The sequence below is a fragment of the Actinoplanes sp. NPDC049598 genome (genome assembly GCF_040675435.1).
Taxonomy (GTDB): domain Bacteria; phylum Actinomycetota; class Actinomycetes; order Mycobacteriales; family Micromonosporaceae; genus Actinoplanes.
In genome coordinates this window covers 42,572-64,601 of sequence record NZ_JBFAOX010000011.1, presented here as the reverse complement: position 1 = coordinate 64,601, position 22,030 = coordinate 42,572, and the positions used below count along the sequence as shown (strand labels likewise).

The 22,030-nt window shown below is 70.0% G+C and carries 19 protein-coding genes; 9 read left to right on the top strand and 10 right to left on the bottom strand.

The features are described 5' to 3' along the window. The first annotated feature begins 3 nt into the window (after positions 1 to 3). The 3 genes from AB0J66_RS24875 to AB0J66_RS24865 are packed head-to-tail and all read left to right on the top strand — an operon-like array spanning position 4 to position 3,268. Complete coding sequence (locus AB0J66_RS24875; RefSeq protein WP_364664915.1) at positions 4 to 1,041, top strand: GNAT family N-acetyltransferase; 1,038 nt, start codon at positions 4 to 6, stop codon at positions 1,039 to 1,041. Positions 1,042 to 1,050: 9 nt separating this feature from the next. Beyond that, entirely contained in the window at positions 1,051 to 2,265 is a 1,215-nt protein-coding gene (locus AB0J66_RS24870) for an FAD-dependent monooxygenase (RefSeq protein ID WP_364664913.1), read from the top strand. Beyond that, a complete protein-coding gene (locus AB0J66_RS24865; RefSeq protein ID WP_364664911.1) occupies positions 2,258 to 3,268 on the top strand; it encodes a GNAT family N-acetyltransferase in 1,011 nt (336 codons plus the stop codon). The genes AB0J66_RS24870 and AB0J66_RS24865 overlap by 8 nt, the downstream gene beginning before the upstream one ends. 66 nt (positions 3,269 to 3,334) lie before the next feature. On the opposite strand, the gene AB0J66_RS24860 is transcribed toward AB0J66_RS24865, so the two are convergent. The 7 genes from AB0J66_RS24860 to AB0J66_RS24830 are packed head-to-tail and all read right to left on the bottom strand — an operon-like array spanning position 3,335 to position 11,284. Next, positions 3,335 to 3,697: a DUF6086 family protein gene (locus tag AB0J66_RS24860; RefSeq protein ID WP_364664908.1), complete on the bottom strand. Its 363-nt coding sequence runs from the start codon at positions 3,695 to 3,697 to the stop codon at positions 3,335 to 3,337. Beyond that, positions 3,666 to 5,858 (bottom strand): hypothetical protein, encoded by a 2,193-nt coding sequence (locus AB0J66_RS24855; protein ID WP_364664905.1) that lies wholly within the window; start codon positions 5,856 to 5,858, stop codon positions 3,666 to 3,668. The genes AB0J66_RS24860 and AB0J66_RS24855 overlap by 32 nt, the downstream gene beginning before the upstream one ends. Next, positions 5,804 to 6,556 carry a hypothetical protein gene (locus tag AB0J66_RS24850; protein WP_364664903.1) on the bottom strand — a complete coding sequence of 251 codons (753 nt, stop codon included), beginning with the start codon at positions 6,554 to 6,556 and terminating at the stop codon, positions 5,804 to 5,806. The genes AB0J66_RS24855 and AB0J66_RS24850 overlap by 55 nt, the downstream gene beginning before the upstream one ends. 7 nt (positions 6,557 to 6,563) lie before the next feature. Next, complete coding sequence (locus AB0J66_RS24845) at positions 6,564 to 7,583, bottom strand: hypothetical protein (protein WP_364664900.1); 1,020 nt, start codon at positions 7,581 to 7,583, stop codon at positions 6,564 to 6,566. Continuing rightward, positions 7,573 to 8,199, bottom strand: a complete 627-nt coding sequence (locus tag AB0J66_RS24840; protein ID WP_364665574.1) for a sugar transferase — start codon at positions 8,197 to 8,199, stop codon at positions 7,573 to 7,575. Before AB0J66_RS24840 ends, AB0J66_RS24845 begins: the two co-directional genes overlap by 11 nt. Beyond that, positions 8,199 to 9,455: a nucleotide sugar dehydrogenase gene (locus tag AB0J66_RS24835; protein ID WP_364664897.1), complete on the bottom strand. Its 1,257-nt coding sequence runs from the start codon at positions 9,453 to 9,455 to the stop codon at positions 8,199 to 8,201. Before AB0J66_RS24835 ends, AB0J66_RS24840 begins: the two co-directional genes overlap by 1 nt. Continuing rightward, the gene (locus AB0J66_RS24830; RefSeq protein WP_364664894.1) at positions 9,452 to 11,284 is read right to left on the bottom strand and encodes a nucleoside-diphosphate sugar epimerase/dehydratase; all 1,833 of its coding nucleotides are present in this window, start codon (positions 11,282 to 11,284) and stop codon (positions 9,452 to 9,454) included. Before AB0J66_RS24830 ends, AB0J66_RS24835 begins: the two co-directional genes overlap by 4 nt. Before the next feature lie 265 nt (positions 11,285 to 11,549). On the opposite strand from AB0J66_RS24830, the gene AB0J66_RS24825 reads away from it, so the two are divergent. Beyond that, on the top strand, positions 11,550 to 12,632 hold the full coding sequence (locus tag AB0J66_RS24825; RefSeq protein WP_364664892.1) for a glycosyltransferase: 1,083 nt from the start codon (positions 11,550 to 11,552) through the stop codon (positions 12,630 to 12,632). On the opposite strand, the gene AB0J66_RS24820 is transcribed toward AB0J66_RS24825, so the two are convergent. Both AB0J66_RS24820 and AB0J66_RS24815 read right to left on the bottom strand, forming a co-directional pair. After that, positions 12,608 to 13,156, bottom strand: a complete 549-nt coding sequence (locus AB0J66_RS24820; RefSeq protein WP_364664889.1) for a VanZ family protein — start codon at positions 13,154 to 13,156, stop codon at positions 12,608 to 12,610. The two genes, AB0J66_RS24825 and AB0J66_RS24820, sit on opposite strands and share 25 nt — an antisense overlap. Before the next feature lie 22 nt (positions 13,157 to 13,178). Beyond that, positions 13,179 to 13,820 (bottom strand): response regulator transcription factor, encoded by a 642-nt coding sequence (locus AB0J66_RS24815; protein WP_364664886.1) that lies wholly within the window; start codon positions 13,818 to 13,820, stop codon positions 13,179 to 13,181. Positions 13,821 to 14,284: 464 nt separating this feature from the next. On the opposite strand from AB0J66_RS24815, the gene AB0J66_RS24810 reads away from it, so the two are divergent. Next, positions 14,285 to 14,695 carry a hypothetical protein gene (locus tag AB0J66_RS24810; protein WP_364664883.1) on the top strand — a complete coding sequence of 137 codons (411 nt, stop codon included), beginning with the start codon at positions 14,285 to 14,287 and terminating at the stop codon, positions 14,693 to 14,695. Further along, positions 14,692 to 16,209, top strand: coding sequence for a glycosyltransferase family 2 protein (locus tag AB0J66_RS24805; protein ID WP_364664880.1), 1,518 nt, complete (start codon positions 14,692 to 14,694; stop codon positions 16,207 to 16,209). The genes AB0J66_RS24810 and AB0J66_RS24805 overlap by 4 nt, the downstream gene beginning before the upstream one ends. A gap of 922 nt (positions 16,210 to 17,131) precedes the next feature. Here AB0J66_RS24805 and AB0J66_RS24800 read toward each other — a convergent pair. Further along, positions 17,132 to 18,181: a LacI family DNA-binding transcriptional regulator gene (locus AB0J66_RS24800; protein ID WP_364664877.1), complete on the bottom strand. Its 1,050-nt coding sequence runs from the start codon at positions 18,179 to 18,181 to the stop codon at positions 17,132 to 17,134. A gap of 219 nt (positions 18,182 to 18,400) precedes the next feature. Between AB0J66_RS24800 and AB0J66_RS24795 the strand changes: the two genes are divergently transcribed. The 3 genes from AB0J66_RS24795 to AB0J66_RS24785 are packed head-to-tail and all read left to right on the top strand — an operon-like array spanning position 18,401 to position 22,020. Then, positions 18,401 to 19,600 carry a maltose ABC transporter substrate-binding protein gene (locus tag AB0J66_RS24795; protein WP_364664875.1) on the top strand — a complete coding sequence of 400 codons (1,200 nt, stop codon included), beginning with the start codon at positions 18,401 to 18,403 and terminating at the stop codon, positions 19,598 to 19,600. Beyond that, the gene (locus tag AB0J66_RS24790) at positions 19,601 to 21,181 is read left to right on the top strand and encodes an ABC transporter permease subunit (RefSeq protein ID WP_364664872.1); all 1,581 of its coding nucleotides are present in this window, start codon (positions 19,601 to 19,603) and stop codon (positions 21,179 to 21,181) included. After that, positions 21,178 to 22,020: an ABC transporter permease subunit gene (locus tag AB0J66_RS24785; RefSeq protein ID WP_364664869.1), complete on the top strand. Its 843-nt coding sequence runs from the start codon at positions 21,178 to 21,180 to the stop codon at positions 22,018 to 22,020. Before AB0J66_RS24790 ends, AB0J66_RS24785 begins: the two co-directional genes overlap by 4 nt. Positions 22,021 to 22,030: the final 10 nt, after the last annotated feature.

The window sequence follows — 22,030 nt, the reverse complement described above, 5'->3', positions numbered from 1 at the left end:
GAGATGACGGCCACCGCGCACGCCGCGCTGCTCGACCCGGGAGCCCGGGAGTGGAAGGAGGCCCTGCAGAAGACCGGCCACGACATCTATCACGTGCCCGACTACGTCGGCCTCGACGCGAGCCTGTGCGGCGGGCGCCCGATCGCGCTCTGGTATTGCGACGCCGGCCGGCACGCGTTGCTGCCGCTGGTCGTGCGGGACATCCCCGGCGCCGGGCGGTGCGACGCGATGTCCCCGTACGGCTATCCCGGTCTGGTCGGCAGCGCGGTGCCGGGCGACCGCGCGTTCTGGGAACGCGCCTGCGACTCGATGGTGGCGACGATGCGCGAGGCGGGGCTGGTGACCGCCTTCGTGCGGATGCACCCGCTGCTGCCCTCGCCGCCGCTGCCGGTCCTGGCCGCCCGGGGCACGATGGTGGGGCACGGCGAGACGGTCTCGATGGACCTGACGGTCGGGGCCGAGCAGATGTGGCGGCAGACCCGGGCCGACCACCGCAACCACATCAACCGGGCCCGCCGGGCCGGCACCCGGGTCGTCTTCGACGAGTGGGAGCGGCTCGCCGAGTGGGTCGCGGTCTACCACGAGAACATGCGGCGGGTCGGCGCCCAGCCCTACTACTTCTTCACGTACGAGCATCTGGCCGCCCTGCACGACGCCATCGGCGACCGGATGCACCTGGCCGTGGCCCTGGAGGGCGACGAGGTGGTCGGCGGCAACACGTTCTTCGAGTACGACGGGATCGCCACCGGCTACGTCTCGTCGACCCGGCGGGCCAAGCACCGGTACGCCGACGAGCTACTCTACGACGAAGTCCGCCGCTGGTGCAAGGAGCGCGGGAACACGGCGTTCCACCTGGGCGGCGGGCGCGGCGGGCGCAACGACTCGCTCTTCTCGTACAAGGCCGGCTTCTCGCCGCGGCGGCACCCGTTCCACACCTGGCGCATCGTGGCGGACGCGCCGGCGTACGAGGCCCTGGTCCGTGAGTTGAAGCCGGACGCCGACCCGGCGGACGTCGCCGGCACGTTCCCGCCCTACCGCTAGGAGGCCCCCATGCGCATCACGTGCGTCGGCGGCGGCCCCGCCGGGCTCTACTTCGCGGTGCTGGCCAAGCTGGCCGACCCGCGGCACCGGATCACCGTGCTGGAGCGCGATCCGGAGGGTGTCACCTACGGCTGGGGTGTCGTGTTCTGGGACGACCTGCTCGACGACCTGTTCCGCTACGACCTGGTCAGCGCCGAGCGGATCTGGGCGGCCGCCTACAAGTGGGACGAGTACGAGGTGCGCTGCACCGGCAAGCACGTCACCCACCTGCCCGGCTACGGCTACAGCCTGGGCCGGCACCGCCTGCTCGACATCCTGGCCGAGCGGGCCGCCGAGCTCGGCGTCGACATCCGCTACCGCACCGAATCGGCCGGCCGGCCCGTGCTGCCCCCGGCCGACCTGGTGGTCGCGTGCGACGGCGCCGGGAGCCGGCTGCGGGACCAGGCCGCCGAGCACTTCGGGGCCGAGGTCGAGACCGGCCGTAACAAGTACATCTGGCTGGGCACCCCGAACATCTTCGACACCTTCACGTTCGGCTTCGAGCGCACCCACGCCGGCTGGATCTGGTTCCACGCCTACCCGTTCTCGCGCGACGCCAGCACGTTCATCGTCGAGTGCACCCCCGAGACGTGGGCCGCGCTGGAGTTCGACCGCCTCGACGCGGCGGCCGGCTGCGCCCGGCTGGAGAACATCTTCGCCGCGCACCTCGGCGGGCAACCGCTCATCGACCATCGGGCCACTTCCGGCGGTACGGGGTGGATGAGCTTCCGCCGCGTCACCAACCGCCGCTGGGACCACGGGGTGGTGGCCCTGCTCGGCGACGCCGCCCACACCACGCACTTCGCCATCGGCTCCGGCACCAAGCTGGCCATGCAGGACGCGATGGCCCTGGCCGACTGCCTCAAGTTGGAGAAGCAGCTGCCGGCCGCCCTCGAACGCTACGAGCACCGCCGGCGATCGGCGCTCGCCCCTCTGCAACGGGCGGCGCTGGCCAGCAGCACGTGGTTCGAGCGGATGCCGACGTACGCCGACCTGCCGGCGAAACAGTTCTCGTACGCGCTGTCGAACCGCCGCGGCGACTATCCACTGTGGCGTTATGTTCTGCACGTGACCACCCAGACGGCGGCCGCCCGGGCCATGCTGCGCGGGGCTCTGGCCGCGCGCCGGCGGCACCGGGCCCGGCGCCGCCTGCACGCCAACGCCGAAAGGAGCACCTATGGCTGAAGCCGCGATACTGAAACCGGACGACCGGGCGTGGGCCGACACGCTCGCCCGGGTCCGGCACGACGTCTACCACCTACCCGAGTACGCACGGCTCGACGCCGGGTTGCCGGAGACCCGGCCGATCGCTTTCCGGTACGCCGAGGCGGACCGGGTTCTCCTGCTGCCGCTGCTGCTTCGCCCGGTGCCGGACACGGACCTGCTCGACGCCGTCTCGCCGTACGGCTATCCCGGCCCGGTGAGCGACGCCGTCACCGAGGACTTCTTCGAGCGCGCCTGGCGCGCCTTCACCGAGCTGGCCTGTACGCGCGGAATAGTCACCGCCTTCGTGCGGATGCACCCGCTGCTGCCCGTGCCCGCCGCCCCGCTGGCCGCCGCCGGAACCCTGGTCCGCCACGGCGAGACGGTCTCGATCGACCTGCGCCTCAGCGCCGACGAGATGTGGCGGCAGACCCACCGCAGCCACCGCAACCAGATCAACAAAGCCCGCCGGGCCGGCGTCACCGTCGTCTTCGACGACTGGAGCCGCTACGACGAGTGGATCGCCACCTACCACGCGACGATGCGCCGGGTCGGCGCCACCGGCTTCTACTTCTTCTCCAACGACTACTTCTCGCTGATGCGGTCCGTTCTGGACGGCCACGTGCATCTGGCGGTCGCCCTCTCCCCGGACGGTGAGGTCCTCGGCGGCAACCTCTTCTTCGCCTACAACGGCATCCTGCACACCCACCTGCAGTCGACCCGCGACGGCGAGATCCACCACGCCGACAAGCTCCTCTACGACGAGGTCCGCACGTGGGGCCGCACCACCGGCGCCACCGTCTACCACCTCGGCGGCGGCCTGGGCGGCGCGGCCGACTCCCTGTTCCGCTACAAGGCCGCTTTCTCGTCAGGCCGCCAAACCTTCCACACCTGGCGCGTCATCACCGAGCCCCAGGCGTACGAGAAACTGGCCGGTCCCCCGACCCCGGAGGCGCTGGAGGGGCGCTTCCCGCCCTACCGCTGAACGAAAGCGGCGGGCACCCCGACGATGGGGCGCCCGCCACTTCACTGCCACGCGACGCGACGCGAATTACCAGACCATCCCCAGGGTCTGGCCCCGTTGCATGATGGTTCGCTCCTCGTCGTGCTGCGGCGAGAGTGGTCGGCCGCACCGCTCCAACAACACGGTGGCGGTCGGCAGCACGCCCTCCAGCGCCAGCCGGATCTTCCCGTGATTCGTCGAGGCGTAGGCGGAGAGACCCCGCCGGACGAACGCCTCGAACCGCTCGGGATCTATGGCATGCAGGTCGTCGGCGCGGGCGGTCAAGCCGGTCGGCACGTCGTCGACATCCGCGACCACCTTGACCATCCCGGTGAACAGGGCGCCGGCCGTGCTCACCGGGCTCCACACCGTTCGGCCCTCAGCATCGTCGACGAAGAACACATATGTCACGAAGCCCACCGTATCCGGATGTCGACGCCGAGTTGGAGCCGAAGCTCCGCAACCTTCTTCTCCACTGCCGGGCGCAGCAGGGACGGGAGGCCGGTGTCATGGAAGTTGAAGCCGACCGGCGCGTTCTCGTAGTCCTTGATGTACTGCCGCGCCTGCACATACTTCCTGATCTTGGGGCCGATGTGCTTGGCGACCCACTCGTCCACCGCATCCGCGTCGTTCCAGAGGTTCTTCGCGGACTTGTTCTCCCACAGCACCCATCCTTGATCCAGTCGATGTCGGTGATGGTCTTGCTGAGGTCGCTCGGGTCGTAGATCTTCTCCTCGGTGTCGCCGTCCTTGAGGCGGTACTTGCCGTCCTTGTGCAGCTTCGTCTTGTCCTTGCCGTAGGGGAAGTCCTTGCACTCCTCCGTGCCCGCGGCCTTGGCGGTCGCCGCCGCTCGCGCTACGCCAAGCGGTATCGGACAGCCGACCCCGGGCTTCGTGTCCGGCTTGTCCGGGCCCTTCTTGGCCCGCTCGATGATCTCGATGAACTTGTCGACGATCTTGCGAGCCCGACTGGTGGCCCGGAAGAAGTTGCCGATGCCGGTGCTGACCCGAACGATCGCCGCGGTGATGGCCGGGATCTTGAGGACGACCGCAGCCGTGGAGATCGCGTTGACGGCCGTCCAGAGGCAGCCCTCGACGTCGCCCTCGGTGAAGCAGGCCTTGGCGTCGGTCCAGCCGATCAGGTCGAGCAGGATCGAGCCGCCGTTGGCCTTGACCCACTCGAGCACGTCCTGACCGGAGATCTGCAGCGCGGCGTGGTACTCGTCCACGCACGGCTGACCGCAGGCCGCGAGCAGGATCGCCTCGTCCGAGGCGTTGACCGGCGTCGGGGCCGGCCCGTTCATCTGATCGTTGCGTGCGGCCAGCGCTTCCTGGCGCTCCTGTTCCTCGGCCCGGGCCGCCGCTTCCTGAGCCTGCGTGGTGTAGGCGTTCGCGTTGGCCGCCGACTCCTCCGCGTCGGTGGCCGAGGCGTCGGCCCGCTCGGCCCAGCCCGAAGCCTCCCGGGAGTCTGACTCGGCCTTGCTCGCGGCCGAACGGGCCGCGCCCGCGTCCCGCTCGGCGTCGCTCGCCTCGGCATCGGCCAGGCGAGCCTCGCTTTCCGCGTTCGAGGCGGCGATGTCGGCCGAGAGCGCGTCGAGCTGGGCCTGGTTGTCGTAGCCGGCGGCGCGATCGGCCGAGTCCTGTGCCGCCTTGGCATCGGCGGCGGCCGCGCTGGCCGAGGCCCGGGCCGCGATCGCGGACTTCGCGGCCGCTGACGCGTCGGCCGCCGCAGCCGACGCGGCCTGGGCGGCCAGCTTGGCGTCGCCCTGCGCCTGCGCCGCCAACTGTGCGGCGGCCAGTGCGGCCTTGGCCGCCTCGTCCGCCCGGAGCTGGGCGGTCGCCGCCTGCTGTTGCGCGATGGTCATCGAGCTTTGCCCGACCAGCACGGCAAAGCCGGCCGAGGCGTCGGTCGCCGCGAACGGCGTGCCGAGGCTGATCGCCTCGGTGGCCGCGGCGACCGCCTGGGCCGCCGAGTCACGAGCCGCGAAGGCCGCCTCGGAGGCCGCGTAGGCGGCGCCGGCCGTGCGGGCGCTTTCCGCGGTGGCTTCGTCCGCGTGCTGCTTCGAGGCGGTGGCGTTGGTCCGCGCGACGACCGCCGCGGCAGCGGCCTTGTCGGCCTCGACCTCGGCCTGATCGGCCGCGTAGGCGGCGTTCTCGGAAGCCACGAGGGCGTCCGCCGCGGCTGAAGTGGCCGTCAGGTACGCCGAGCGGGTCTTCTCCGCGGCCGCCTTGGCGTTGTCCCGCTCGGCCTCGGCGGTCACGCGCTTGGCGCGGGCGATGTCCGACTGCTTCTTCGCCTCGGTCTCGGCCGTCGCGGCCGTGGCCCGGTCGGTCTTGGCCCGGGCGGCCTGGGTGGCCGCGGTGGTGGCCAGCTCGGCGGCGGCCAGTGCGGCCGCCTTGGCCTGGGCGGCGGCCTCCTGGGCGGCGACCCGCCGGTACTCGGCCTGCAGGGCCGACTGCTGGGTCAGGGCCAGCGACTGCAGGGCGGCGCCGTCGGCGTTGGTCGCCTTGGCCGCGTTCAGGGTGGTCTCGATGGCCTTCTGGGCCGACATGGTGTTGCGCTGGGCGGCCACGGCGGCGAGCTCTCTTCGCCGTCGACCAGCCTTGCGGCCAGGCCGGTCGCCAGGTCCACCATGCGGCGCTCGGTGTGCTCGTCGGCGTCTCGGACCTCGATCACGTCCTCGTCGAAGGAGAACGGCACCGGCCGCCCCGACGGGTGACCGGTCCAGCCGGCGATCGCCGGGACCGCCAGCGAGCGGGTGCCGGACGGCAGGGCCGCCTCGACGCTCGTCAGCAACGTGAAGTCGCGTTGCGCGGCCACCAGCGCCGCCCACTCGTCCGGGAGGATCGGCGCGTGCTTGTTGTCGCCGCCCCATCGCCGGCCGCGGGTCAGGAACAACTGCCGCTGCGCGAACGCCGCCGGGTCTCGCTCCCAGACCACCACCTCGGCGCCGTCCCACCGGTACGGCTGGTCGTCGTCGCTGATCACCCAGGCGTCGAGCCGCTCGCCGAGCTCGAGCATGCGGCGTACGAACTCGAGCTCCGGGTGCTTGATGCTGAGCCGGCCCTCGCGGAAAAGCAGGTGGTGCTCCCACTTCGGGATGCCGGATCGCCAAGCCACGTAACAGAAATCGGCCCGTCGGGGTGCGTCGGGCGGAATGGTCAGGTCGGGTTCGCCGGCCACCAGGGCCTCCACCTCATGGCCCAGGATCGGGAAGCGTTCGCTTTCCGGCCAGCGAATGGCCCGCGTGATGTGGATCTCGAAGCCCATCGGGCGATCATGACAGCCGGGCGCCGGCGTCGGCGAGGCGCTGCAGGTCGGCCGGGTCGCAGCGGTGGTCGGCCGGGAGGGTGAGCATGCGGGCGGCCAGGGTGGCGGCCTCCTCGTCGCCGCTCCAGAAGGCGGTGCGGTCCTGGCGCCAGTGGACGGGGGCGTAGATCTGCTGCTGGGCCAGGTGCTTCTGCAGGGCATCGCGGATCGGCTCGGAGCGGCAGAGGAGCTGTACGCGGAACGGGGCCGGCCCGGTGGGCAGGAGTTCCCACTCGGGGGTTTCGGCCGGGAGCAGGCCGGCGAGGGTGCGGGCGCTTGCGGTGCTCCGGTCGCGCAGGCCGGCCACGTCCATCAGGGGGAGGGCGGCAGCGGTGAGCGCGGACGGCGGAGCGACGCTGCACAGCAGGGTCTGTTCGCCTTGTTGTTGCAGGGGGCGGAAAGTCTCGTGGGGCAGGCCGGCGGCTTTCAGGAGCATTGCGGCCAGTTTCAGGTCGCTGCCGGGGCCTGGGGGGCCGGACGGGGCGGGCAGGCGGCGGCCCCGGGGTGACCAGAGCAGCCCGCCGTCGGGCAGGGGCAGGGTCTTGCGCAGCGACGCCACCGCGTAGGCGGCGGTGCTGTGCCGGGCCCATTCGCTCAGCGGGTCGTGTGAGTGGTCCTCGATGACGATGACGCCGGGGTGGGCCTCGATCCAGGGTCGCCACGGGGCGCCGGTCTCGCGGCCGAAGAGGTTCTGCGCCACGACGAGGTCGCCGTCGCGGGCCTGCAAGGTGTCCAGGCGCGGGCCCTGATCGTCGGGAAGGTGGCGGTACCACGCGATCGGGATGTCCTCGATCAGGGCGGCGGCGACCCCGGTGCAGAAGTACGAGGGGAAGTGCATCCGGCCGCGCGGGCGCAGGAGCCGGACGACGGCGTGCAGGGCGCCGCACGCCGTCGCGAAGAGCTGGTGGCGGTCGGGAAGCCACGTGTCGTGCTCGGCGCTCAGCCAACGGGGATCCCAGGGGAACTCCGAGCCGATCTCATGCGGCACGGTCGGCCTCGGCCGCGCGGGCGATGTTCAGCTCGTCGACGTGGACGGGCGGCTCGCCGCGGTTGAGCGACGTGAAGGTACGCCACAGGATGCGCACGTCGAGCCAGGGGGAGCGGTGGTCCACGTACCAGCGGTCGAGGACGAAGCGCTGCGGCCAGTCGATGTCGTCGCGGCCGTTGATCTGGGCCCAGCCGGTGATGCCGGGCTTGACCTCGAGCCGGCGCGCGTCCAGGGCCGAGTAGTTCGCCGCCTGGGGCAGCACGTCGGGGCGGGGGCCGACGAGCAGCATGTCGCCCCGGACCACGTTCCACAGCTGGGGCAGCTCGTCGAGGCTGGTGCGGCGCAGGAACCGGCCGCAGCGGGTGATCCGGGGGTCGTCCTCGAGCAACCCGAACGGATCGGCCATGCCGAGGCCGGAGCTCAGCGCCACCGAGTCGTGCACCATCGAGCGGAACTTCAGCATCCGGAACGGCACGCCGCCGCGGCCGGTCCGGTCCTGCACGAACAGCACGCCCGGGCCGTCGGCCAGGCGGATCCAGGCCGAGATGAGCAGGAGGACCGGCGCGAGGAGGAGAAGGGCCAGCGCGGCCACCGCGCGGTTGAGCAGATCCCACATCACAGCGCCTCCACGGTCGGTCCGGTCAGGCAATGGCGGGTGTCCAGGACGTACGCGGCGTGCCGGGCCACCAGATTGAGGTCGAACTCGGAGTGGTCGGCCAGCAGCACGACCGCGTCGGCGGCGGCGATCTGCTCCTCGGTGGCCGTGACCCGCCGGACCCGCCGGTCGATCGTGGCGTCCTCGACCACGTGCGGGTCGGCCGCGTGCACGTCGGCGCCCATCGACAGCAGCAGCGCGGCCACCCGGCGGGCCGGTGACTCGCGGGCGTCGCCGCTGTCGCGCTTGTAGGCCAGGCCCAGCAGCAGGATCCGGGAGCCGTTGACCGGCTTGCGCCGTTCGTTGAGGGCCGCGACGAGACGGCGTACGACGTAGTCGGGCATGTGGTTGTTGATGTCGTTGGCCAGCTCGACGAAGCGGAAGCTCTGGCCGAGCGTGCGCTGCACCCGCCACGACAGGTAGGACGGGTCGATCGGCAGGCAGTGGCCGCCGACACCGGGGCCGGGGGTGAAGCGCATGAAGCCGAACGGCTTGGAGGACGCGGCGTCGATCGCCTCCCACACGTCGATGCCGAGCTCGTGCGCGAAGACCGCCAGCTCGTTGACGAGCGCGATGTTGACGTGCCGGAAGGTGTTCTCGAGGAGCTTGGCCAGCTCGGCCGCCTTGCAGTCGGAGACCGGCACGGTGTGCTCGACGATGGTGCCGTAGAAGGCCTGGATCCGTTGCAAGGACGCCGGATTGATGCCCGAGACGACCTTCGGGGTGACCGCGAGATGCCATTCCCGGTTGCCGGGGTCGATCCGCTCGGGGCTGTAGCCGAGATAGAAGTCCGTGCCGGCGATCAGGCCGGAGCCTTCTTCCAGGATCGGCGCGACCAGGTCCGAGGTGGTGCCGGGATAGGTGGTCGACTCCAGCGCGACCGTGGCGCCCGGCCGCAGGTACCGGGCCAGGGTGCGGGCCGATTCCTCGATGTATCCCAGGTCCGGCGTGCCCTCGCGCAGGGGTGTCGGCACGGCGATGACGGCGACGTCGAAACCCGCGCAGGTCCGCGGATCGTGGGTGGGACGCAGCATCCCCGAGTCGACCAGCGTCCGCAGCTCTTCCGAGGACACGTCGTCGACGTAGGACTCGCCGGCGGCCAGCCGCTTGACGCGTTCCTCGTCGACGTCGTAGCCGACGACCGTGTGCCCGGCCCGCGCCGCGTGCACGGCGAGCGGGAGACCGACGTACCCCTGACCGGCTACTACGACCTTCATGTGGTGCGCTCCTTGACGAAGGCGGGGCTGTCGGCGAGCCAGCGCAGGACGGCGACCAGATCCGGTCGCGGGGCGGCCGCGTCGAGCAGGGACAGCACCGAGCCGTCGAGCGGCGGCACCGGCACCTGGGAGATGAGCGGGTGGTGCGGGCGGTCGTCCGTCTCGCCCGGCCCGAACAGGCTCTCCTCGAGCTTCTCGCCCGGGCGCAGTCCGGTGTAGACGATGGCGATGTGCTGCTCGGCCGCGTCGGCCAGCCGCTTGGCCACGTCGGCGATGCGTACCGGTTCACCCATGTCGAGCACCAGCACCTCGCCGTTGCTCTCGAGCGCGCCGGCCTGCACCACGAGGCGTACAGCCTCCTGGACGGTCATGAAGTAACGGGTGACATCGGGGTCGGTGACCGTGATCGGGCCGCCCGCCTCGATCTGGGCCGCGAAGGCGGTCAGCACCGAGCCGCGGCTGCCGAGCACGTTGCCGAAGCGCACGGACGAGAAGCCGGCGGCCGCGGTGAGCCGCTCGGTGATGCGTTTGGAGTAGCCGAGCACGCTGACCGGCCCGGCCGCCTTGTCGGTGGAGATGTTGACGAGCCGCTCCACGCCGTGGCGCAGCGCGGTCTGCAGCAGCTGGTAGGTGCCGATGATGTTGGTCTTGAGGGCCTCGGCCGGGTGCATCTCCAGCAGCGGCAGGTGTTTGAGGGCGGCCGCGTGAAAGACGACCTGGGGTCGGTGCTCGGCGAAGACCTCGTCGAGCCGGGGCTGGTCGCGGATGTCGGCCACCACCAGGTTGCGGTCGTCGAGCAGGCCCCGGCCGTCCAGCGACAGCTGCACGGCGTGCAGGCCGGACTCGTCGCGGTCGAGCATCACCAGCCGTTCCGGGCCGAAGCGGGCGAGCTGGCGGCACAGCTCGGAGCCGATCGACCCGCCGGCCCCGGTGACCAGCACCCGGCGCCCCGCGAGGTAGCCGGCCACGGCGGCCAGGTCGATGCCGATCTCGCGGCGGCCGAGCAGATCGGCGTGGCCGACCGGGCGGATGTCCTCGACGCCGACCGGGCGCCCGAACAGCTCCACCACCGGCGGCACGACCTTGAGGTCGACATTGAGCGGGCCGGCCGCCTCGGTGAGCTCGCGGATCAGCTCGGCCCCGGCGCTCGGGATGGCGATGAGCAGCGAGTGGGCGCCGTAGCGGCGTACCACCTCGGCCAGCGCGCGGCGGGGGCCGGCCACCGGCACGCCCATGATCTGCAGGGTGCGCTTGGCCGGGTCGTCGTCGAGCAGGGCGACCGGCACGTACGGACTGGACGGGCTGCGCAGCATCGCCCGCACGGCCTGGGCGCCGCCCTCACCGGCGCCCATCACCACGACCCGGATGCCGTGCTCGGGCGAGGGGCGCAACCTCTGGTCCCGCAGCAGCCGTACGGAATACCGCACACCGGCCGCCAGCACGAGCGCGATCAGGCCGCCCCCGATGATGGCCGAGCGCGGCACGAGCCGGCCCAGCAGCGTGTCCAGCACGAACAGAACCGGCGTGGTGACCGCGAGGGTCTTGGCCAGCGCCGCGATCTCCTCGAAGCAGCCGTACTGCCACCGGCCCGTGTAGAGGCCCCACCAGGCGCCGGTGATCGTCTGCACGACCGCCGCGACCATGGCCAGCACGATCAGGCCGGTCGCGTCGACCTCGGCGAAGTCGCCGTCGTGGCGCAGCAGGGTGGCGATCAGCAGGGCGGCCGCCAGGGCGAGGGCGTCGGTGCCGGCCCGGGCGGCGCGGCCGGGCAGCACCCCGGCCGCCCATCGGGTCTCGGACACCTCGTGTTCGGCACTGGCCACCACCATGGATTCCTCCCCGGGAAATCCGCGCCGGAAGCGCCTTTGCATCAGCGCTTCCAAAGGCTCGCAGCAGGTGCCGAAGGAATACAGTAGCAATTGTCATGAGCGACGCGAACATCTCTCATGTTAGGCATGACATGACCCTGAGCTGCTGTTATGTCGCTCGTAGAACATGAGAAGCCCTCTTGTTCGGCATGACATTTGCAACTGTCATTGTCCGGAACGGTCTGCGACGGTCCATTGACATCAATGGTCGCGGAATGGGGTCGTCATGCGGATCCTGCACGTGATCGGGGCTCGGCCCGGCAGCGGCGCCGAGCATCAGCTGCGGCTGCTTCTGGGGCGGCTGCCGTACGAGGGTGAGGTGGTCACGCTCGGCCCGGTTCCACCCGCGGTGCGGGCGGCCGGGGTCACCGTGCGCGAGTTTCCGTCGACCCGTGACCGGGACCTCGGCGCGATCCGCCGCCTGCGCCGGCTGATCCGTGGCGGGCACTTCGACGTCGTCCACACGCACCTGTTCCGCGCGTGCGTGCAGGGCCGGGTGGCGGCCCGCCTGGCCCGGCTGCCACATGTGATCGCCACCGAGTACCACGCCGACGAGGGCGAGCAGACCGCCGCCGGGGTGCGCGCGCTCTACCGGGCCGGCGAGCGGCACGGCGGCGGCACGATCGCGGCCGCGCCCGCGGTGGCCGACCGGCTCCGGCGGTGGGGCGTGCCGCTCGACCGGGTCACCTCGATCCCCAAGGCGCTCGACGCGGCCGAGTTCGCCTACGACCCGCGGCTGCGCTCGGCCGCCCGCTCCCGGCTGCGGATCCCGCCCGGCACACCGGTCATCGGCGCGGTGGGCCGGCTCGAACCGCGCCGCGGCTTCGACACCCTGATCCAGGCCGTGACCGAGGTCCCGGAGGCGATACTGCTGCTGGTCGGCGACGGGCCGGCCCGCGACGCGCTCGAACGGCTGGCCGCCATCGAGGGGGTGAGCGGCCGGGTGCTGTTCGCCGGGCCGGTCGAGCACGCGCGGGAGATGCTGTGCGCGATGGACATCTTCGCCTCGCCCGGCCGCGAGACGTTCGGGCTGGCCGTGCTCGAGGCGATCGCGGCCGGGCTGCCCGCCCTCTACGCGGCCTGCGCGCCGCTGGAGGAGCTGGCCGCCGCCCGCACGCCGGTGGACGACGCGCGGCGGCTCACCCCGCACGACCCGGAGTCGCTGCCGCGGGCGCTGCGGGCCGAGGTGCTCTGTCACTTCGAGCGGTACGGGGCCCGGCTGCCGGCCCGGACATTGCCCGGCCGCTACGGCGCCGACCGGATGGCCGACGAGGTGGGCGCCCTCTACGAACGGGTGATGGCCGGCTGAGGCCGGACGATCTCGGTGCGCCGGGCGAGATTCCGTACCACCGGAAAGCGCAGCAAGCGCTCGAGAGCCACGAAGCCCAGCCACGCGCCCAGCGTGTTGGAGATCAGGTCGTTGACGTCGAACCAGCGGGTGCCGTGCAGGGTGATCAGCAGCACCAGCTGGGTGAGCTCGATGGTGAGGCTGATCAGGAAGCCGGTCCGCACCACGCGGAGCTCCCGGGTGACCCCGAGGACCGTGCGCAGGAACCAGGCCAGCGGCAGCATCATCGCGGTGTTCAGCAGGAAGTCACCCGGGCGCATCTCGAGGATGGGCACCAGGACGATCCGGTACCAGTCGGGCGATCCCGGACCCCAGCCGATGTGGAGCGGCAGCATGGTGGCGCCGAGGACGGCCACCGCGTACCAGCCGGCCAGCCACGCGTTGACCAGCTGGGCCTTGTCCCGCAGGCGGTTGGCGGCGACGGCCATCAGCGCGACCCCGAGGACGAGCATCACCGGGATCGCGGGGATCACCAATCGCTGCACCGTTCCCACAGTACGTGGCGGTTCAGCGGAGCCAGCCGTCCTTACGGGCGATACGAATGGCGTCGAGGCGGTTGCGGGCGCCGGTCTTGGCGATGATGGCCGACAGGTAGTTACGGACCGTCCCGCCCGAGAGATAGAGGCGGCCCGCTATCTCCTTGACCGAGTCACCCTCGGCGGCCAGCCCAAGCACCTCGAGCTCGCGCGTGGTCAGGCCGCGCTCGGTGTTCAGCGAGGCCGCCTGCAGCATCGGCGACACCACCCGTTCGCCCAGCGCGAGACGGCGTACGGAATCGGCGAGAAGATGGGCACTCGCCGTTTTCAGCAGGAAGTTGAGACAGCCGGTGCGATGCCGGGGCGGCAGCATGCCGCGCTTGGCCGGGTCGCAGAGCAGCAGCAGGGCGCAGGCCGGCGCGGCCGAGTGCATCTCGGTGGCCACCGGCAGCACCTGGCTGACCATCCGGTCGGTGTCGATCACGATGACCCGCGGCCACGACTCCGCGGCCAGCCGGGGCAGGGCGTTGCCGAACGGCATCGTGCCCACGAACTGCATGTCGGGATGGGTCTCGAGCAGGGCTCGGACCGGAACGCCGAAATATCCCTCTTCCCTGGCCACCGCGACCCGGATCACCAGCATCACCTTCCCGATGGACGCTCTGTTGTCCATTCGGAGACACTGGGCCGGTGGATTGATCGTGACGTGGCTCCATGGCCACTGCCCGTGGTCCCGACGCCTTCTCACGGTAACTTGCCTGTCACGCAGGGGGTACCGGCATAGCCGATCAACCGATGCCAATGCACCGGATCTCCTGAGTGGACGATCCGCGTTTGTGGCGGTCGTCACGTTGCTTCAAGTGCGGGTCCGGGCGGCCGATCGGGAGGCTTACCCCTGGTCACCTCGAGCAGCAGGACGGGCCGTTGACTCGTACGCTTATCCCCCGAAGTGTGGCAGCCGGCCTTCTCGCCGTCCTGCTGGCTGGTTGTAGCAGCCTCACTGACCTCACCAGTAGCAGCAAGCCGCTGCTGGGCGGCGTCTCCTCGCCATCCCCATCGCCGTCGTCGAGTGCGTCGCCGTCCGTCTCCCCCTCGGCTGCCCCCACGCGGGCCAGCGGACCCCTGGACACCGGTTCGGTGACGCACCGGATCGACCAGGGCGGCTTCTCGGTGCAGCTCACCTACTGGACCTCCGACAACGCCAAGCTCTACACGGCGGCGTCGGCCAAGACCATCAACGTCGCCGCCCACATCGAGGACGCCGACAGCACCCACCGCGTCACCGTCACCACGTTCCAGGTGACCCAGGACGACAGCGCGAAACGGGCCGTGGTCACCACCGACAGCGGCAAGTTCGACGTCACCCCGCCGTACCCCTACAACACGGTGGTGACCCTCCCGGCAGCCACGGCGGGAGCAGCGAAGCTCACGCTGACGATCCGGCTCGACCTCCTCGTGGAGACCGCCCCGGAATCGAACAGCTACTACCGCTCGACCGCTCTCGACACCCTGACCCTGCCGCTGCTCACGAACGGTGCCGCCCGATGACCGAGTCCAGTCCCGGCCTGCGCCGGGCCACCGACCGCCAGATCCTGCTGCCGCGCAGCGCCAAGGCCGGCCCGCTCGCCCTGCCGCCGGCCCAGCCCCAGCTGGCCGACCTGGAGAACGTGGAGGTGGTCTCCGGCGAGATCGCCGCCTTCGCCTCCAGCGCCACCCCGCGCAACGCCACGATCAGCTGCATCATCCCCTGCTACAACGAGCAGGACACGATCGCCGACGTGCTCAAGAGCCTGCTCGGCCAGACCCGGCTGCCCGACGTCATCCACGTCATCATCAACAACACCGACGACGACACCCCGGAGATCGCGCGGGCCTTCGAGGGCCGGCACACCCGCACGGTCAAGGGCGAAGAGTTCGTCACGGTGGTCCACGTGCACGACATGGGCGCCAACCCCGACAAGAAGGTCGGCGCCCTCAACTACGGCTACTTCCTGTCCCGCGGCTTCGACTACATCCTCGGCGTCGACGGCGACACCACCCTGGCCCGCGACGCGGTCGAACGGCTCGAGCTGGAGATGACCGACGACCCGCGCATCGGCGGGCTCAGCGCCATCTACAGCATCGACAAGAACCGCTACAAGGGCCTGATGGCGCGCTTCCTGATCGCCGGCCAGCGGGCCCAGTTCGCCGCCTTCAACATGGACAACCTGCTCCGCGGCCGCAACATGGCCGTGCTCGGCGGCCAGTGCAGCCTGTTCAGCATCCGCGCCCTGGAAACGGTGATGGTCCGCCACCACCAGCAGGCCCCCTGGGTGCGCGACAGCGAGGTCGAGGACAGCAAGCTCTCCCTGCAGATCAAGGACGCCGGCTACAGCACGAAGATCAGCGCCACCGCCCGCGCCTTCGTCGGCCCGATGACCAATCTGCGCGCCCTGCACGGCCAGCAGGTCAAATGGAACTTCGGCGCCATCGACCTGTTCTGGCCCGGCACCCGCGGCGACAACCAGGGCCAGCCGCTGCACCCGAACCTGCGGCTGAGGTGGTACGAGAACATCTCGATGGCGTTCAACATCGCCTCCCGCCTCGGCTTCCTCCTGCTGCTGGTGGCCGCGCTCTCCATCCACGCCTTCGTCTTCAACCCGATCTGGCTGATCCCCCCGGCCGTGGCGGCGCTGCTCAACCTGCGCCTGGCGCTGTCGATGAAGGACAAGAGCGCCTCGGACATCCTGTACGCGGCTCTGGCGTTGCCCGCCGAGCTCTACATGTGGATCCGGATGGGCCACTTCGTGTCGGCCTGGACCCAGTTCCTGGCCAAGACGGACAAGGACAACTGGGCCGCCCAGGCCAACGCGGAGAAGGGCAAGGGCTCCGCCTACGTCATGCCCCTGGTCGTCCTGGCCGCCATCCTGGGCGGCGCCACCTACGCGTGGAGCCAGCAGAGCGTCGCGGTCCAGTCCGCGATCCTCTCGCTGGGCTGGCCCATCCTCTACATCGCCACCATCGCCCAGACCGTCTTCATGATGCGCAAGCTCTTCCGCCGCCACCGCAGCTTCGCCGTCTGACCTTCCCCTGAAACGCACCCCGGCCCGGCCAATCGCCAACGATCGGCCGGGCCGCGCTCGTGAATAAGGGGATCTATTCGATTACACCGGATCGTTCGGCCGTAACTCTTACGGCCCAGGTTCGTTTACGAACCGCTCATTGCTACGAAGGGGAAATAGCGTCACTCTGGCGAGTGAATCCGGCTGTCGGGCGCCGGCCCGCGTTCGGGCATTCGCATGTTGATGGGACGGCGGCGACGCCTGGTGTTCTGAGTGATCAAGATTGCCGTCAAACCCGCAATGACCAGCATGCCCACGACTGTGACGGCTACCGTCCAGGCCACAATCGAAGCGGGGTGAGCGGCCCCGCCCAGCGCCATTGGTACCAATAGTGCGCAAAGCGTTCTTACTGACCTTTGTACCGGATCGAGGAGTTTGGCCACATCGGTAGCCGCCCTCCCACCGTTAGGTTGATTGTCTTGGTCAGCGCTGCGAGTAGTGTTCCCAAGCATGCGGCGACCTCCTTTTCTGGGTTGCTGAAGAGACGGCAGGCCTTGCGAGGTGGGTCATCGCAGTGAGAGCGATGCGTGAAAGCGCGTTGGTCTCGAGGCGGGGGCGGCGCGGTGCAACGTGCCGTCCCCGTCCTAAACGAAGCGCTGCAGCGAAGAATGCTGAGTGTCCGTTGTCTAAGGCGCCACCTTCTCATCGGTGGAAGTCGACTGGACGTACTTAGAGTCCAGCAACTCCAATAACGACGAGATTTGAGAGGCGTTGTGGCCGCCCAATCAAGATTTTTCGCGAGGACATCGCGATAGGTGGTCAGTCTTACATGGCACTTCTGTCTGATGTTTCAGGGGAATTCAGGCGTGGGGCGCTGCTCCAGCCATCGCTTCGCGCCGCCTCGACATGGATGCTGGCAGCTCCGCAGGATTTGCAAGAAGTTTCAGGCGGCCGGAGTGTCGGCGGGGACGGGGCGGCGGGACGGGGCGATCGCCGTCGAGTCGCGGGCGACCAGCTCGGGACGGAACAGGTATTCCGAATGCGGAGCCCCATGGCCGTTGATCTCGTCCATCAGGGAGCGGACGGCGGCGACGGCCATGGCCGGGACGGGCTGGCGGAGGGTGGTCAGGGGTGGGTCGGTGAAGGCGATGAGGGGGGAGTCGTCGAAGCCGATGACCGAGACGTCGTGGGGGACTGAGAGGCCGCGGCGGCGGGCGGCGCGGATGGCGCCCAGGGCCATCAGATCCGAGCCGCAGACCAGGCCGGTGACGCCCATGGCCAGGAGGCGGTCGGCGGCCACCTCGCCGCCCTCGACGCCGAACAGGGTCAGGGAGACGAAATCGTCGGCCGACGCGTCGGGGACCTTCAGCTCGCGCTGCAGGGCCTGGCGGTAGCCGGCCAGCTTGCGCTGGGTGGAGATGAAGCGGTGCGGGCCGGAGATCATGCCGATCCGGCGGTGGCCGAGCGCGACCAGGTGGGTGACGGCCAGGTCGCCGGCGAGCCGGTCGTCGCAGGAGACGAACGGGGCCTCGATGCCCTCGGCGTAGCCGTTGACCAGCACGATGGGTAGCGGGCGGTCGAGCAGCCGCTGGTAGCGGGCGTGGTCGGCGGTGGTGTCGGCGGACAGGCCGGAGACGAAGACGATGCCCGATACCTGCCGGTCGAGCAGCATCTCCACGTACTCGTCCTCGGTGACGCCGCCGGGGGACTGGGTGCAGAGCACCGGCGTGTAGCCCTGCTGGGCCAGGGTCGACTCGATCACCTGGGCGAAGGCCGGGAAGATCGGGTTGTCGAGCTCGGGCACGACCAGGCCGACCAGGCCGGCGCTGCGTTTGCGCAGCCGCTCGGGCCGCTCGTAGCCCAGGACGTCGAGGGCGGTGAGCACCGCCTGCCGGGTCTCGTGGGAGACCCCGGGGCGATCGTTGATGACACGCGAGACCGTCGCCTCACTGACCTGGGCCTGACGGGCGATGTCGGCCATCCGTGCACGCATGGCGACAACTCTAGTGCCGCCGTGTTGCCGGCGAGTTCCTGCAAGCTCTTCCATTCACTGCAAGCTCTTGCTAACTTCTCCGCAACGCCAGTGACACAGGCCGATGTGCCGCCCGACCGGGCTGAGCTGTGCCTATTCGTAGCTAACGATGAATCTGCCTGCAAGCGCTTGCGATTTCGGCTTGCAGTTGACGCAAGATCCTTCAAAGGGGAGACCACCATGCGCCTTCGTGCAGTGGGTGTAGCCGCCGCGATGACCTGCGCCTTCCTGGTCACAGGGTGCGGCGGGTCGGACAAGACGGACGTGAAAGGCGAGCCGGCGGCCGCATCAGAGCTGGTCATCTGGGCCGACGACAAACGCTCGGACGCCCTCAAGCCGTTCGCCGACAAGTTCGGCGCCGAGAACGGCGTGACGGTCAAGGTCCAGGCCATCTCCAAGGACCAGCAGACCACCTTCGTCACCGCCTCCCAGCAGGGCAGCGGCCCGGACGTGATGGTCGGCGCGCACGACTGGATCGGCAATCTCGTGCAGAACGGTGCCATCGACCCCGTACAGCTCAGCGCCGATCAGACCGGCGGCCTCGCCGCCAACGCGCTCAAGGCGGTCACCTTCAACGGCCAGACGTACGGAGTTCCGTACGCCCTGGAGAATCTCGCCCTCATCCGCAACACCGACCTGGCCCCGAAGGCCCCGTCCACCATCGAGGAGGCCAGGAAGCTCTGCGTGCAGGTCGGCCAGAACGGCGACGCCTACCACCTGTACCCGCTGTACTCGAGCGCCGGCGGCTATCTGTTCGGCACCACGGCCGACGGCGACTACGACCCCAAGGACCTGGGCGTCGGCAAGCCGGAGTCGGTGGCGGCGTTCAAGAAGATCGCCACGCTCGGTGAGAAGGGCAGCGGGGCGCTGAAGCGCTCGATCACCCTCGAGAACTCGATCGCCACCTTCACCTCGAAGAAGTGCGCCTACCTGATCTCCGGCCCGTGGGCCATCACCGACGTCAAGAAGGCCGGCATCAAGTACGACATCAGCCCCGTCCCCGGCTTCGCGGGCGGCAAGCCGGCCCAGCCGTTCCTCGGCGTGCAGACGTTCTACGTCGCCTCGAAGGGCAAGAACAAGGCGCTCGCCCAGGAGTTCGTCACCAACTACGTGACCACCCCCGAGCTGGCCGTCGCGCTCTACCAGGCCGAGCCCCGGCCGCCGGCCCTGACCGCCGCGTTCGACCAGGTCAAGGGGGCCGACCCGGACCTGCAGAAGTTCATCGACGCGGGGAAGAACGGCATCCCGCTGCCGGCGATCCCGGAGATGGCCGCCATCTGGGACCCGTTCGGCAAGGCCGAGGCGGCGGTGGTCGGTGGCGCCGACCCGGCCAAGACGATCGAGAGCGCCGGCAAGACGATCCAGGCAGCGATCAAGTAGATGGTCATGCAGCTCGACGGGCCTGCCACCGAACGGCAGGTCCGCCCCGCCGCCGAGGCTGAGCGGACGTTCCCGCTCATCAAGATCATTCTGCTCGGCCTGACCACGGCGATCGCGATCTGGGCCGCCTTCCCGCTGATCGGCCACAAGGCCTGGACCGGCCTGGCGATCCTGGCGGCGACGACGGCCGGCCTGCTCTACCTCTACCTGACCCCGCGCCACATCCCCGCCAAATACCTGGCCCCCGGCACGATCCTGCTGATCGCGTTCCAGATCTTCCCGGTCCTCTACACCGCGAGCACCGCCTTCACCAACTTCGGCGACGGCCACCGCGGTTCCAAGACCGAGGCCGTCGTGGCCATTCAGACCGCGTCGGTCACCCAGGTGCCTGGTTCCAGGCAGTACGCGCTGACGGTCGCGACAAAAGCCGACGCGGCCACCGGGCCTCTGGTCTTCCTCATCACCGACCCGGCCACTCGCCAGGTCAGAGCGGGTGACGCCAACGGGCTCACCGGCATCGAGGCGACGGTCACCAGCGCGGGCCGGGTCACCGCGGCCGAGGGTTACACGATCCTCACCGCGGGCCAGGCCGGTCTTCGCAGCCAGGAGATCACCGCCCTCGCCGTGCCCACCGACGGTGGCGCCATCCGCTCGTCCGGACTGTCCCGGGCGTACGAGGGCAAGGCCGGCCGCGCCTACGACGAGTCGTGCGACTGCATCCGGGACACCACCACCGGCCGGACATGGCAAGCGGACGAGAGCATCGGCGCGTTCGTGGCGGCCGACGGCGAGCGCCTGGCCCAGGGCTGGAAGGTCACGGTCGGACTCGGCAACTTCTCCCGCGTGCTCACCGATCCGGCCGTCTCCGGGCCGTTTCTCCGTACGCTCGCCTGGAACTTCGCCTTTGCCCTGGGATCGACCGGCGGGACCTTCGTGCTCGGGCTGCTCTGCGCGATTGCGCTGCACTCGAAGCGGGTCCGGGGCCGCACGCTCTACCGGGTGCTGCTGATCCTGCCGTACGCCATGCCGTCGTTCGCGATGCTGCTGGTCTGGCGGGACATGTTCAACACCGACTTCGGCCTGATCAACAACCTGTTCGGTACGGACGTGGACTGGTTCGGCGGGTCGGCCTCGGCCCGGTTCGCGGTGATCCTCGTGCAGTTGTGGCTGGGCTATCCGTACATGTTCCTCGTGGCCACCGGCGCCCTGCAGGCGATTCCGGGCGAGCTGACCGAGGCGTCGCGGATCGACGGGGCGGGGGCCTGGGCGGCGTTCCGGAGGATCACGCTGCCGCTGCTGATGGTGGCGCTGACCCCGCTGCTGATCTCGTCGTTCGCGTTCAACTTCAACAACTTCAACGCGATCTACCTGACCACCGAGGGGGCGCCGTTCCCGGCCGACAACCCGGCCAACGGCGCCACCGACCTGCTGATCACCTACACGTACCGGCTGGCGTTCGGCGGCGCGGGCGCACAGTATGGCTTTGCGGCCGCCATATCGATTTTCATCTTCCTCATCGTCGCGGTCGTGTCGGCGATCAGCTTCCGGCGCACCCGCCGCCAGGAGGAGGTCTACTCATGAAGTGGGTCAAGCAGGTCGGGTGGCGGCACGTAGTCGCGATTCTGATGCTGATCTTCGCGATGGTGCCGATCGTCTTCGTCGTCTCGGCCGCGTTCAATCCGCTCGGCACGCTGTCGTCGTCGCAGTTGATCCCGGCCGGAGCCTCTTTCGGGAACTTCTCCCGGCTGCTCGGCGACACCGCGTTCGGCAGCTGGTTCCTCAACTCGGTGGTCATCGCGGCGACGGCCTCGGCCGCCTCGGTGCTCCTGAGCGCCCTGGCCGCGTACGCCTTCAGCCGCCGCCGTTTCCGCGGCCGCCGGGTCGGTCTGCTGTCGCTGCTGCTGATCCAGATGTTCCCGCAGTTCCTGGCCATCGTCGCCATCTTCCTGATGTTCTCCACGGTCACCGGCCTGTGGCCGGCGATCGGCTTCAACACCTGGTGGGGTCTGATCCTGCTCTACCTGGGCGGGGCGCTGGGCGTGAACACGTGGCTGATGAAGGGTTTCTTCGACACCGTGCCGCGCGAGCTCGACGAGTCGGCCACCATCGACGGGGCCAGCCACCCTCGGGTGTTCTTCAAGATCCTGCTGCCGCTGGTGGCGCCGATCCTGGCGGTGACCGGGCTGCTGGCCTTCATCGGCACGATCAATGAGTTCCTCATCGCCAACGTCTTCCTGACCGACACCGGGGCCAAGACCCTCTCCATCGGCCTGTGGGGACTGGTCGCCGGCGAGCGGGACGCCAACTTCGGCATGTTCTGCGCCGGAACTTTGCTCACCGCGATCCCGACGGTGCTCGTTTTCCAGCTGTTGCAGCGCTACATCACCGACGGCCTGACCGCGGGCGCGGTGAAGGGGTGAGCGGGGAGCG